Genomic DNA, 12,254 nt, shown 5'->3' with positions numbered 1-12,254 from the left:
CGCACCGGCATCCGCGGCTGCGCCAGCTGACCGGACGGGGGCGGCGGACGTCACGACACGACGGCCGTCGCCCCGACGCCTGCTCAGGTCGCGCGAGTCACGCCCAGAGCGGGCAGGATGACGTCGTCGATGACCGAGATCACGTACTCCGGGGTGATCGGCGTGCGTTGCATGAGAGTGCGATAGCAGATCATCGCCGAGCCGACGGAGGCGATCATGTCGACGTCCCGGTCGGCCGGGACCTCGCCGCGCTCGATCGCGCGACGGATGAGCATCTTGTTGAGCTCCAGACGAGGCGCGACGAGCGCCGTCTGCGCCGCATCGGCGAGCTCGGGCGAGCGCGAGAGCATCGACACGATGCCCGCCATGACCTGGAGCTTCTTCTCCCCCTCCTCGATCGAGAGCGGCTTGACCATCGCGACGAGATCTCCGCGGAGCGTTCCCGTGTCGGGCACGTCGCGCGCACGGAGATCATCGCGCTTCATGCACGCCACGGCGTCGAGGACGAGCTCCTCCTTGGACGCCCAGCGACGATAGACGGTGGCCTTCCCCGCTCGCGCGCGGGCGGCGACCATGTCGATGGTCATTCCGTCGTACCCCGCCTCGGCGAGGACGTCGAGCGCGGCGTCGAGGATCTCGGCATCCCGTGATCGATCGCGCTTGCGCCCCGGTCCGGACTGCTCGTCGGCAGTGTCGACGGCTTCTGCGTCGATGAGATCCAGCGGCGTCATCGCAGCCGACCCCCTTCTTCGTCTCTTCCGGCGATCCCGCCGAGCCCTCAGTCTAAGCGGACCGGATGAATTTCGGAACTGGCTGTTTCCGGAACTGCTCAGTTCCGTATATGGTGTCGCCCATGACCTCCTCCTCGACCTCGGTGCCGCCCTCGCGCCGCCGTTGGCTGACGCTCGTCATCGTCGGCCTCGCCCAGCTCATGGTCGTCCTCGACGCGACCATCGTGAACATCGCGCTGCCCGCCGCCCAAGCCGATCTCGAATTCTCGAACGGCGATCGGCAGTGGGTCATAACGGCCTACTCGCTCGCCTTCGGCAGCCTGCTGCTGCTCGGTGGCCGGCTCTCCGACCTGATCGGGCGCAAGCTCACCTTCGTCGTCGGCCTCATCGGTTTCGCGGTGGCGTCGGCGTGGGCCGGAGCGGCACCCGACTTCGCCACGCTGGTCGCCGCCCGGGCTCTTCAAGGGGCCTTCGGGGCACTGCTGGCCCCGACCGCGCTGGCTGTCCTCACGACGACATTCACCGTGCCGAAGGAGCGCGCCCGCGCGTTCGGCGTGTTCGGGGCGATCGCCGGCGCCGGCGGTGCCGTCGGTCTCCTGCTCGGCGGCGTGCTGACCGAGAAGCTCGACTGGCGCTGGAACCTCTACATCAACGTCGTCATCGCCGCCGTGGCGGTGATCGGCGTGCTGGTCTTCGTCCCGCGCATCGAGCGTCACGGGCCGCGACCGCGGCTCGACGTGCCCGGCACGCTGCTCGTCTCGGCCTGCCTGTTCGGGGTCGTGTTCGGCTTCGCGAACGCCGAGACCGACGGGTGGGAGTCTCCCCTGGCCTGGGGCACTCTGATCGCCGCCGCCGTCCTGCTGGGAGGATTCGTCGCGTGGCAGAGCCGGGCCGCTCATCCCCTCCTGCCGCTGCAGGTGCTGCGCGATCGCAACCGGGCGGCGGCCTACATCTCGATCCTGGTGGCCGGTGCGGGGATGTTCGGCATCTTTCTCTTCGTCACCTACTTCCTGCAGGTGTCGCTCGCGTTCAGCCCGATCCAGACCGGTCTCGCGTTCCTGCCCATGATCATGATGCTCGTTCTCGCCGCCCAGCTGTCGACCAACATCTTCCTGCCCCGCTTCGGGCCGAAGATCATGGTGACGATCGGGATGACGCTCGGGGTGCTCGGCATGCTCCTCCTCACGCGGCTCGACCTGGACAGCTCGTATGTCGCGAACGTGCTACCGGCGCTCGTCGTCATGGGGACCGCGATGGGCACGATCATGCCCGGTTCCATGCAGACCGCCACGCTCGGGGTCGACCGGCACTTCGCGGGCGTCGCGTCGGCACTCGTGAACACGAGCCAGCAGGTCGGCGGCTCGATGGGCACGGCGATGTTGAACACGATCGCCGCCGCCGCCGCGACCGACTACATCGCCGCCCACGCACCTGCCTCGCCCGAGGTCATCGCAAGTGCGGCGGTGGCCAGTTACTCCACCGTGTACTGGTGGGCCACAGGGATCTTCGCCGTCGGCGCCGTCGTGGCGGGACTGCTGTTCCGCACCCGCTCAGAGACGGCGGCGTTGCTCGCGGAGCGCCCGACCCCGACCGATGGAGCCGCCGAGCCCGTCGTGGCGCACTGACTCCCCGCAGGCACGCAACGCCCCACACGGCGGGCCCGCACCCTCTCGGGGGCGGGCCCGCCGCTCTCAGCTGACGAACTCTTCGACCCGTGCCACGAAGCGCTGCGGGTCCACGAGGTGCGGGTAGTGGGTGGGCGGCTGCCATACCTCGTGCACGGTGTGCGGGATCTCCTGCTGCAGCCACGCCGCGTACTCGGGACCCGCATCGAGCCCGGTGATGACGAGGTACCGAACGTCGGCGGGGATCGCGGTCAGACTGCTCACGAGTTCCGAAAGCTTCTCGGGTGAGTCTTCGAGCAGCGGCCGCCACATCCCGAGAACCACGTCCTGCTTCGGAGACCGGATGCCATCGACCCGCGCCATCTCATCGGCATCCAGGCCGCCCGCCATCTGCGCGAACATCCCGTGGATGAACAGCGGGAAGTCCGCGCCGCGCAGCATTCCCTCCGCCTGCTGCACCTGCCCCTGCATCCCCGCGAGCTGCAGGGGCTGGTCGACGTTGACCACCGCGCGGGCGGGGAAGAGCGCCCCGTAGGCCGTCGCCACGATGCCCCCCATCGAGTGCCCGACGACCACCGGCGGCTCCGCGGGGACGGCGTCGCTCTCGGCGAGCTGCACGAGCGTCTCGTGCACGTCGGCCGCGAGCGTCGGGATGTCGTACGGCTCCTCAGCCGCCGACGCACCGTGCCCCCGCATGTCGACCCGGACCACCGTGAAGCTCCGCGTCAGATCGACCGGATCCCAGCTGCGCCGATCCTCGGTGATGCCGTGCAGGAGGACCAGCAGCGGGCCGGAACCCGACACGTCGTGGGCGAGGATCATGGCTTCTCCCTCGGAGGGTGAGCGGGCTTTTCCCGAGCATATCCGGGTCTTCCCGCGGCGAACGTGGCCGGTCTATCGTGAGGGCAAATACCCAGAGAGAAGGATGCCTCGATGTCGACCTCCCTCGTTGTCTACGTCTCGTTCGCCGGTGCCGCCCGCGAGGCGATGACCTTCTACCAGTCGGTGTTTGGCGGCGAGCTGTCGATTCACACGTTCTCCGACTTCGGCATCCCCGACGCTCCGGCCGACGGAGTCATGCACTCCGAGCTCTCGGCCGACGGCTTCACGATCATGGGCGCCGACGGCTTCGAGGAACCCGCCGAGGGATGGGGCAAGAGCCGCGTGCACGCCGCTTTCATGAGCGACGAGACGGACCGTGTCCGGGGCTTTTACGACCGCTTCGTCGAGCGCGGCGCCCAGGTCACCCAGCCGCTCGAGAAGCAGGTCTGGGGCGACCTCTACGGCGAGATCATCGACCCGTGGGGCGTGGCGTGGATGTTCAACATCGCGGCGCCGGGTGGGTGGGCGGAAGGCAACAGAGCCTGAGACACGAAGGCCGGCAGCCGCGTTCCTCGCAACGAGAAAGACCCCCGCCGGAGCGGGGTTCTTCTTGGCTATCTGGTGGACCTGAGGGGATTCGAACCCCTGACCTCCTCGATGCGAACGAGGCGCGCTACCAACTGCGCCACAGGCCCGGACAACTCCACAACACTATCACGCCGCGAGCCCGACGCCCGCGCGGAGCCGACCGCCCGGGCGCGTCATGCCGAGGGCGGCATGCGGCCTGTCACTGACCCGACGCGCGACGCTCGAGCAGTCGGCGAACGTGGTCCTCGATCTCGGTGTCGTCGACGTATCCCATCGCCGCGTACGGCGAGGGAGCAGCCGCCGGACGCGCGGTCTCGATCGGGGTCGGAGCCTGGGCAGCGGCGATCTCGCGGGCGGCCTCTTCGCGGGCGGCGGCACGCAGGGCCTCGCGGGCGAGCTGTTCGTCGACGACAGCCGCAGCGCGCGAGCCGGCCGAGGCGACGAGCGGCCGCGGGAGCTCGCGCGGCGTCCAGGTCTGACGCGGAGCAGGAGCCGCCGGAGCGAAGTCCTGCACCACCGCTGCCACGCGCTCCTCGGCGACGACCGCCGGGCGAGCGACGCCGCGAGAGGCCACGACCGCGAGACGACGGAGAAGGAGAACGGATGCCACGACCCCGGTCGAACCCGCGATGAGGAGAACAGGTCCCCCACCGGCGACGGCCATCACGGTTCCGGCAACGGCCGCGATCACGCCCGCGAGCGCGAAGACGGAGGTGCCGAGACGGAAGCGGCGACGAGCCTTGGCACGACGCGCTTCGGGGTGGGCAACCGCCGCGGCGCGCTCGGCGCGGGCCCGCTCGATGGCCACCTCGCGTTCGGCACGGGCCTTCTCGAGAGCCGCGGCGCGCTCGGCACGAGCGACGTGCACGGCGGCGGCGCGTTCCGCCCGCGCGAGTTCGAGGGCGGCAGCGCGCTGCTCTTTCACGAGATCACGGTCGCGGGCGTTCTCGAGGCGGGCGACCTCGAGTCGGGCCTTCGCCTCGGCGAGCTCGATCTCGGCCTTCTTGGCCTGCACCTGACGCGCGATCTTCTGCTGCTGGTGCGCCGTCCGCGCGGTGAGCTCGAGGTGGACCTCACGGGGCGTCTCCGCCGTCTCGGCGAGTACGCGGAGCGCCTGGTTGAGGCGGACGGCGTTGCGCTCGGCCGAGGTGAACCGGTGTCGGCTCTGCCATGACGGCAGAAGATAGACGAGCCACAGCGCGACCGCGACGAAGACGATCACCCCGCCACCGAGAACCTGTCCACCCATGTGAACACGGTAGGTCACGGGACGGTCACAGCTCGGCATCCCCGCGCGTGTCGTCGCTGACCGCGCGATCTCCCCTGACCAGCCCAGACTGCATCCAGCTGACATCTCCATTGCAGCCTGCAGTGGGAATGTCAGCGCGATGCAGTCTCGCCACGCGGGCGCGGGCGCGAGTGGTCGGGAGCGACCGAAAGACTAGAGCCGGTCGGCGGGCGGGACGCGAGCGGCGTCCGGCGGCACCTGGCCGCGCTCGTAGCGGTCGAGCACGCCGTGCGGGACCTCCTCGCGCACGAGAGCGAAGGCGTAGTGGTCACGCCAGTCACCGTCGATGTGGATGTATCGACGGCGCAGCCCCTCGTACCGGAAGCCGAGCTTCTCGACGACCCGCAAGCTCGCGTGATTCTCGGGACGGATGCAGATCTCGACGCGGTGCAGGTTCAGCGAGGTGAAGCAGATGTCAGTGGCCATCGCGACGCTGATCGTGGTGATGTTGCGCCCCGCATAGGCCTCGGCCACCCAGTACCCGATGGTCGCCGAGGCGAGCGAGCCCCGCGAGACGCCCCACACGTTCAGCTGACCGGCGACCTCGTCGTCCCACTCCATGACGAAGGGAACGCCGACGCCGTCGCGGTACTGCTGCAGGAGACGCCGGATTCCGAGGCGCATGTCGAACGACACCGGACCATCGGGGCTCGTGGCCTCCCACGGCCGCAACCACGAGCGGTTGTCGATCAGCTGCTGCTGAAGGACGCGCGCATCGCGGTTGCGGATGAGACGGATCGACACCTCGCCGTGCCGTCGTGGGACGGAGAGATCCATGGGGTCAGAGACCCGCCGCGAACTCCTTGAACCACGGACGCAGCGCCGGGCCCAGGTCGTCGCGGTCCGCGGCGAGCTGGACGATCGCCTTGATGTAGTCGACGCGGTCGCCGGTGTCGTAGCGACGGCCGCGGAACACCACGCCGTACACGCCCCCACCGTCGCCACCGCCGTTGGCGAGCTCTTCGAGCGCGTCGGTCAGCTGGATCTCGCCACCCTTGCCGGGTTCGGTGTGCTCCAGGATGCCGAACACGTCGGGTCCGAGCACGTAGCGGCCGATGATGGCCAGGTTGGAGGGAGCGTCCTCGGCCTTCGGCTTCTCGACGAGCTGGGTGACCTTGACCACACCGTCCTCTTCGGTGGGCTCGACCGCGGCGACGCCGTAGAGGTGGATGTGCTCGGGGTCGACCTCCATCAGAGCGATGACGGTCGCGTTGCGCTTGTCGTACTGCTCCATCATCGTCGTGAGCAGCGGGTCGCGCTCGTCGATGAGGTCGTCGCCGAGGAGAACCGCGAAGGGGTGGTCGCCGACGTGGCTGCGCGCGCGGAGAACGGCGTGACCGAGGCCCTTGGGCTCGCCCTGGCGCACCATGTGCACGTCGGCGAGGTCGGAGGAGTGCTCGACCTTGGCGAGCTTGTCGCTGTCGCCCTTTTCGCGGAGCTTCGCCTCGAGCTCGGGCATCGAGTCGAAGTGATTGGCGATGTTGTTCTTGTTGCGGCCGATGATGATCAGGACATCGTCGATGCCGGCACCGGTGGCCTCTTCGACGACGTACTGAATGGCCGGCTTGTCGACGACCGGCAACATCTCCTTCGGCATGGCCTTGGTGGCCGGGAGGAAGCGCGTACCGAGTCCTGCGGCCGGAATGACGGCCTTGAAGGGCTTATGAGGCATGGGCATACCCTACTGGTCTCCTGTGACGGCGGCGTGACGGGACGCGCACTTACACTTACTGCATGCCCGACAGCATCGAGCAGGCCAAGCGCGCATTACGCGCCGATCTTCGCGAACGACGCCAGATCATTTCTTCGCACGCGCGCGAAATCGCCGAGGACGGCGTCAAAGAACAGCTCGACGCCCTGGTCGAAAGGCTCGGCGCACGCAGCATTTCGTGTTTTCTGTCCACGACCACCGAACCCGGCACGCACGCCTTCGTCGCCGGTGCGGTGGCGCGCGGCATCCGGGTCCTTCTTCCGATCACGCGCGAAGACGGGCTGCTCGATTGGGCGGTCGCCACGCCCGACGCCGACATCGCCGAGGGACTGTTCGGCCTCCCCGAACCCGTCGGCGACGTGCTCGGACCGATCGCCGTGAACGACGTCGATCTGCTCGTCATCCCCGCGGCGGCGGTCGACCGGCGAGGGATGCGCCTCGGCTGGGGCCGCGGCTACTTCGACAAGACCCTCGGCTCGATGGAGAAGTGCCCTCCCGTCTACGCCGTCATCTTCGACTCCGAATTCGTCGACGACGTTCCGCGCGACGTGCACGACCAGCCCGTCTCGGGCATCGTGACCCCGACGCGCACGGTGCGCATCGCCGCCTCCCCCGCCTGACACCCGAAAGAAGCACCATGCCCACCTACTCGTATGCCTGCAAGCAGTGCGGACACCGTTTCGACGCCGTCCAGTCGTTCTCCGACGCGGCCCTCACCGAATGCCCCGAGTGCGGCGGAGACCTCCGCAAGCAGTACGGGTCGATCGGCGTGACGTTCAACGGGTCGGGCTTCTACCGCACCGACTCCCGGAGCTCGTCGAGCAGCTCGTCCAGCAGCGGGTCGTCGAGCGGGTCGTCGAGCTCGGCCGGCGCAAGCGGTGGCGGATCGTCGTCGACGTCGTCATCATCGACTTCGACGGCTTCGTCGTCGTCCTGACGCGTCGCCCCTCGCCAGCAGACCCTCGACCCCCCAGGAGACCAACGTGATCAAGGGATTCAAAGAGTTCATCCTCCGCGGCAACGTGATCGATCTCGCGGTCGCCGTCGTCATCGGTGCAGCCTTCACGGCGATCGTCAACGCGATCGTCCAGGGCTTCATCAATCCCCTCATCGGATTCGTGTTCCAGATCGGTGATCTGACGAACCTCAACCTCTCGGTTCCGACGATCTTCGGCGGCATCGCGACATTCGAGTTCGGGTCGATCCTCGTCGCCGTCATCAACTTCCTCGCGGTCGCCGCGATCGTGTACTTCGTGTTCGTCTTCCCGATGAACCGCTGGAAGGAGCGCGCCGCCGCCCGCGCCGGCGTGACCGACGCGGCATCCGAAGAGCCCAAGCTTCCCACCGAACAGGAGCTCCTCGTGCAGATCCGCGACCTCCTGGAGCGTCAGAACAAGGCCTGACCGCCTCGATGAACGGGCTCGCGCTGGCGTCAGCGCGGGCCCGTTCGTCAGTAGTGCGGGGGAACGTCGCGGAGCATGCGGTCATCATTCGGACCGGATGCCACCGGCCCCGGCCCTCCACCCCGGTGCGGGTCGTCCGCGGGGGCGGGTTCCGCCGTCGTGCCCGGCGCGGGCAGCAGCCGCGCACGGCGCGCGCCGCGGATCCGGATCACCGGCTGACGTTCCTCGTGCGATGCAGCGTCGTCGCGCGGGAGCTCCGGGTCCGGATCGCCCGCGGTACCCATGGCATCCGGGGTCGTGCTCATCGCGCTCAACCAGGCAGGTCGAGGGGCTCGGTGGTCGTCCCGGGGTCGTCGGGTGCGACGCCGAGCAGTTCGGCGATCCGGGATGCCACTCCCGCGGGGTCGCTGTACAGATCGAACGCGTGCACGCGCACGTAGTGCCAACCGAGACGACGCAGGATCTGCGGACGCAGCCGGAGCGTCTCGCGCAGGGACTCGCCGATGGTCTCGGGGTCGCTCTCGGCGACGACGGCCTTTCCTCCGTGGCGGGCCACGAGCGGGAGGAGTCCCCGGTAGTCGAGGTCGACCTCGACGCCGAGCGCGCGCAACTCCCGTGCCAAAGCGCGAGTGAGCGGATCGGCGAGGTCTTCGAGGCGGCTCTCGCGGCCGCGCGACGCAACCGACCCGAGGATGCCCATGAGCGTCGCGGCCCCGTGCTCAAGGCGCCCGTCGTCGAAGGCCGAGGGGCGGATCGACGACACGATGACCATCGAGCGCCGCGCGCGGGTCATGCCGACCGTCAAGAGGCGTTCGCCGTCGGGGGTCGACAGGTCACCGAAGTCGCTCAGCACACGCCCGTGGCGGGTGAGACCGAAACCGAGCGAGAACACCACGCGGTCGCGGCTCTCGGCCACGGACTCCTCGAGAGTGAGCACGGCGAAGGGCTCGGCGGCATCCCGAGACACGAAGGCCGCGACGTCGGAACGGCCCGCGAGCGCCGCCTCGACGGAGGCGCGCACGCGCTCCGCGTGGGTGCGGCTCGCGGTGACGACCATGAGCGATTCGGACGCGCGGTTGACCGCGTGCTCGATGACGATGCTGACGACGCGGGCGACCTCGGCATCCGGACTCTCGACGGCGCCGCTCACCGGGTGAGGGGCTCCCACGCCGTTCTCGACGTAGTCGACGCTGAGGCTGCCGCGTCCGAGGTAGGAGCCGGCCCACGGGAGGGAGACGATCTCGCCGCCGTAGAACGCGTCGTTCACGAGCTGCGCCAGATCTTCGCCGCCCGCGCGATAGCTGCGGGTCAGCGTCTCGACGGGGAGGAGCTCGGCGATGCGCTCGAAGACCGAGACCTCGTCGAAAGGCACGTCGTCCGCCTCGTCGGGCGCCGGCGTGATCGACGCGCTCACGCGGAAGGGGGTGGGCTTCTGCACCACCGGGTCACCGAAGAGCACGACCTGGCGGGCACGGCGCAGAGCAGGGGCGGCCTCGGCGAGGCACAGGGCCGCGGCGTCCGCGATGATGACGACGTCGAAGGCGAGGTCGGTCGGCACGTCCGGAACCTCGTACGGCGAAGCGAGCCACACGGGAGCGAGGGTACGCAGCAGGGTCGGCGCGGCATCCGAGATCTCGGTCGCCGTGTGCAACCCGTCCTTCAGAGAACGCTTGAGCGCCGCGGCCTCGTCGGGGTGATCGACGATGCCGATGCGCCACTGCTTCGCCAGCTCGGCAGCCAGCAGCGGACCCGCGGCGGCAGCGTGCGCCTCGTCGACGAGACGGAAGTCGCGCTCGAGACGATCGACCACGGCGGTGTTCGCGCCGAGCAGCGCGCGGTCGGTGCGCAAGAGGTGCTCCAGCGCCGACTGCCACCACGCGAACTCGAGTTCGTTGCCCACGCGCTCTTCGGGAACGTGGCGGACCGACAGCTCGACCAGCAGCGGCTCGAGCCCGAGGCGGGCGAGCTCGGAGCGCAGCTGCGCACGTTCGACGAGATTGTCGAAGAACGTCGACTCGGCGGCGAGACCCGCGAGCGTGCGCACGAGCTCGTGCACCGGCAGGGTCGCGAGGCGCTCCGACCCCTGACGGCCGAGGATCTGATCGAGTTCGCCGAGCAGGGCGTCGACGCGCTGCCAGGCGACGTGCACATCAGCGAGGCCCAGGGGCACTTCGGGCGTGACGCCGGCCTCGACGACGCGCTGCCACTCGGTGCGTTGCTGCTGGATCCGCACGAGCGCTTCGTACATGTCGGTGACGTGGACGCCGGGGCGCACGTACTCCTTCGACAGGCGCTTGAGGCGACGGCGGTTCGGGCCGCTCATCGGCGACGCGTCGCGACGCGGTGAGTGGGCGTCGATGAGTTCGCCGAGCGGGCGCTCGAAGACGCTCGGGCTGAAGCGGTCGAGCGACTCGCGGATGCCCTGAAGGAGCTTCAGGTACGCGCCGAGCTCGGACACCGTCTGGAACGGACGCATGCGCGTCTGCGCGATGAGCTCGTATCCGCGCTCGAGGAGGCGCGGTACGTCGTTCGTGTGGAGCTTGCCGGCGAGGTCGTGCGCCGCTCTCGCGTCTTCCGTGCGCGTGAAGCTCACGCCGTACCACGGGGAGTCGTCGGGTCCGAAACGGAACTCGCCCAGACGCGCGGCCATCGCCAGCGCCCGCGCGGCCGCATCGCGGCGCCCGGCGAGTCGTTCCATGGTCGCCAGATCGAAGCGGGCGGCGGTCGACGGCGGCGGGGAGGTGGATGCCAGAGCCGTGAGCGCACGCAGAACGTCGAGGGCCGAGACCCCCAGCGCCAGGTGCGGCTCCGTCACGGCCGAGCGGTAGTCGCGAAGGACGGTGCGCAGGCGGAGCAGCGCGTCGTCGATCTCGGCGACCTTGGGCTGTTCGGCCTTCTCGTTGCGGCCGATCGCGCGGATCAGGTCGCGGCGCACGTGGTTCGGCGAGACCGCGAGCCCCGTGAGACCGACCCCGGCGAGGCGGTGACGGATGCCGTCGAGCGTGGAGCGGCGGGCGCTGACGACGAGGACGCGCTTTCCGGCGTGCACCAGCTGTCCCACCGCGTTGATCACGGTCTGGGTACCACCGGTGCCGGGGAGCGTGTGGACGGCGAGCGAGTGGCCTGCGGCGATTCGGGCGAGGACGCGTTCCTGCTCAGCGTCCGCGTCGAGCAGGAGGGTGTCGGACGCCGGCGGGCGCTCGTCGGGGCTGACGATGACGGGGTCCTCGCGGCGCACGGTGATCCGCGCACGGTCGTCCGGGTGCCCGGCGAGGGCGTTCAGGAGCGTGTCGTCGAGATGCTGCGTGTCGCGGGCCATGCCCGAGCCCACGTCGGCGAACGACGAGATGACCAAGCGCGGGTGCACCACGAACGTCGGGACGTGCGTGGTCAGGCGACGGATGTGATCGATCACCGGCTGCGGCTTGAACACGCCCTGGTCGTAGGCGAGGCCGGCGAGAGCGGCACTGTCGATGTGGATACCGAGGTGGCTGCGGAATGCGCGGGCCAGCTCGGGGTTCATCACGAAAGCACCGTGCAGCTTCAGCTCGAAATCGCCGTTGTGGCGACGGATCGCGAGGGGCCGGAGCAGAACGGGCGAGGACCACTCCACTCCCCCGATCTTCCACGCGGCGAGACCCACGGCGAGATGGACGGGCTCGAGGCCGCGCGCGGTGCGCAGCTCGACGTTCTTCGCCGTGATGCGCTCGGCCGCCAGTCGCGCGGTGCGCAGTGCCACCTCGTCGCGGAAGAGGTTGGAGAGCAGCGTCGCCCGACCGGTGATGAACTGGGGCAGCGACCCGGGGTGAGCCTTCGTGATATCGATGCCGGCGTCGAGCGCGTCGTCGAACCGCAGCAGCGTGGATCGGCCACCCAGGGCGGCCGCCTCGGCGCGGATGCGATCGCGCTCGGGGTCGGCGACGTGGCGGACCACGATGCCGGGCTCCGACAGTCGCAGCTCGCCCGGATCGACGGTCGACGAGGGAACGTCTCCGTCGGCACCGCTCACGGTGTCCTCCTCAGCTCGCCACACACCTGCCAGACTAAGCCGGGCATTCCCGGATGGGGCGTAGCCGGGGCGGGTTT

The 12,254-nt window shown here is 69.6% G+C and carries 12 protein-coding genes and 1 tRNA gene; 5 read left to right on the top strand and 8 right to left on the bottom strand.

Translation table 11 applies throughout. The features are described 5' to 3' along the window. Positions 1–83: 83 nt before the first annotated feature. Positions 84–731, bottom strand: a complete 648-nt coding sequence (locus QE388_RS12700) for a TetR/AcrR family transcriptional regulator (protein ID WP_307385669.1) — start codon at positions 729–731, stop codon at positions 84–86. 122 nt (positions 732–853) lie between these two features. Here QE388_RS12700 and QE388_RS12695 point away from each other — a divergent pair, with 122 nt between their 5' ends. Then, positions 854–2,356: an MFS transporter gene (locus QE388_RS12695; RefSeq protein WP_307385668.1), complete on the top strand. Its 1,503-nt coding sequence runs from the start codon at positions 854–856 to the stop codon at positions 2,354–2,356. A gap of 66 nt (positions 2,357–2,422) precedes the next feature. Here the strand turns inward: QE388_RS12695 and QE388_RS12690 are convergent, their stop codons facing one another. Further along, on the bottom strand, positions 2,423–3,178 hold the full coding sequence (locus tag QE388_RS12690; RefSeq protein WP_307385667.1) for an alpha/beta fold hydrolase: 756 nt from the start codon (positions 3,176–3,178) through the stop codon (positions 2,423–2,425). A 111-nt stretch (positions 3,179–3,289) separates the two neighbouring features. Between QE388_RS12690 and QE388_RS12685 the strand changes: the two genes are divergently transcribed. Continuing rightward, on the top strand, positions 3,290–3,724 hold the full coding sequence (locus QE388_RS12685; RefSeq protein WP_307385666.1) for a VOC family protein: 435 nt from the start codon (positions 3,290–3,292) through the stop codon (positions 3,722–3,724). Between the two features lie 73 nt (positions 3,725–3,797). Here QE388_RS12685 and QE388_RS12680 read toward each other — a convergent pair. The 4 genes from QE388_RS12680 to galU form a co-directional block, all read right to left on the bottom strand. Beyond that, positions 3,798–3,873 (bottom strand) — tRNA-Ala (locus QE388_RS12680). 92 nt (positions 3,874–3,965) lie between these two features. Next, the gene (locus QE388_RS12675; protein ID WP_307385665.1) at positions 3,966–5,015 is read right to left on the bottom strand and encodes a large exoprotein; all 1,050 of its coding nucleotides are present in this window, start codon (positions 5,013–5,015) and stop codon (positions 3,966–3,968) included. 192 nt (positions 5,016–5,207) lie between these two features. Continuing rightward, entirely contained in the window at positions 5,208–5,831 is a 624-nt protein-coding gene (locus QE388_RS12670) for a GNAT family N-acetyltransferase (RefSeq protein WP_307385664.1), read from the bottom strand. Positions 5,832–5,835: 4 nt separating this feature from the next. Continuing rightward, a complete protein-coding gene (galU, locus tag QE388_RS12665) occupies positions 5,836–6,726 on the bottom strand; it encodes a UTP--glucose-1-phosphate uridylyltransferase GalU (RefSeq protein WP_307385663.1) in 891 nt (296 codons plus the stop codon). Positions 6,727–6,788: 62 nt separating this feature from the next. Here galU and QE388_RS12660 point away from each other — a divergent pair, with 62 nt between their 5' ends. Genes QE388_RS12660 through mscL form a run of 3 tightly spaced genes read left to right on the top strand, consistent with a single transcriptional unit; the run spans position 6,789 to position 8,168 of the window. After that, on the top strand, positions 6,789–7,385 hold the full coding sequence (locus tag QE388_RS12660; protein ID WP_275801033.1) for a 5-formyltetrahydrofolate cyclo-ligase: 597 nt from the start codon (positions 6,789–6,791) through the stop codon (positions 7,383–7,385). Between the two features lie 17 nt (positions 7,386–7,402). Next, entirely contained in the window at positions 7,403–7,702 is a 300-nt protein-coding gene (locus tag QE388_RS12655) for an FmdB family zinc ribbon protein (protein WP_275801032.1), read from the top strand. A 46-nt stretch (positions 7,703–7,748) separates the two neighbouring features. Further along, complete coding sequence (mscL, locus tag QE388_RS12650) at positions 7,749–8,168, top strand: large conductance mechanosensitive channel protein MscL (RefSeq protein WP_058595036.1); 420 nt, start codon at positions 7,749–7,751, stop codon at positions 8,166–8,168. A 47-nt stretch (positions 8,169–8,215) separates the two neighbouring features. Here mscL and QE388_RS12645 read toward each other — a convergent pair whose 3' ends face one another. Both QE388_RS12645 and QE388_RS12640 read right to left on the bottom strand, forming a co-directional pair. Further along, entirely contained in the window at positions 8,216–8,473 is a 258-nt protein-coding gene (locus QE388_RS12645) for a hypothetical protein (protein WP_307385662.1), read from the bottom strand. Between the two features lie 5 nt (positions 8,474–8,478). Next, positions 8,479–12,177: an AAA family ATPase gene (locus tag QE388_RS12640; RefSeq protein WP_307385661.1), complete on the bottom strand. Its 3,699-nt coding sequence runs from the start codon at positions 12,175–12,177 to the stop codon at positions 8,479–8,481. Between the last annotated feature and the right edge of the window lie 77 nt (positions 12,178–12,254).

It is taken from the genome of Microbacterium sp. SORGH_AS_0969 (assembly GCF_030818255.1).
In the GTDB taxonomy this organism is placed as follows: domain Bacteria; phylum Actinomycetota; class Actinomycetes; order Actinomycetales; family Microbacteriaceae; genus Microbacterium.
Note: the sequence above shows the minus strand (reverse complement) of the source record. Positions and strands in the feature narration are given on the sequence as shown.

Bases quoted from the DNA above. Each gene is read 5' to 3' on its own strand.
- QE388_RS12700 (WP_307385669.1), bottom strand. From the start codon at position 731: ATGACGCCGCTGGATCTCATCGACGCAGAAGCCGTCGACACTGCCGAC.
- QE388_RS12695 (WP_307385668.1), top strand. From the start codon at position 854: ATGACCTCCTCCTCGACCTCGGTGCCGCCCTCGCGCCGCCGTTGGCTG.
- QE388_RS12690 (WP_307385667.1), bottom strand. From the start codon at position 3,178: ATGATCCTCGCCCACGACGTGTCGGGTTCCGGCCCGCTGCTGGTCCTC.
- QE388_RS12685 (WP_307385666.1), top strand. From the start codon at position 3,290: ATGTCGACCTCCCTCGTTGTCTACGTCTCGTTCGCCGGTGCCGCCCGC.
- QE388_RS12675 (WP_307385665.1), bottom strand. From the start codon at position 5,015: ATGGGTGGACAGGTTCTCGGTGGCGGGGTGATCGTCTTCGTCGCGGTC.
- QE388_RS12670 (WP_307385664.1), bottom strand. From the start codon at position 5,831: ATGGATCTCTCCGTCCCACGACGGCACGGCGAGGTGTCGATCCGTCTC.
- galU (WP_307385663.1), bottom strand. From the start codon at position 6,726: ATGCCTCATAAGCCCTTCAAGGCCGTCATTCCGGCCGCAGGACTCGGT.
- QE388_RS12660 (WP_275801033.1), top strand. From the start codon at position 6,789: ATGCCCGACAGCATCGAGCAGGCCAAGCGCGCATTACGCGCCGATCTT.
- QE388_RS12655 (WP_275801032.1), top strand. From the start codon at position 7,403: ATGCCCACCTACTCGTATGCCTGCAAGCAGTGCGGACACCGTTTCGAC.
- QE388_RS12645 (WP_307385662.1), bottom strand. From the start codon at position 8,473: ATGAGCACGACCCCGGATGCCATGGGTACCGCGGGCGATCCGGACCCG.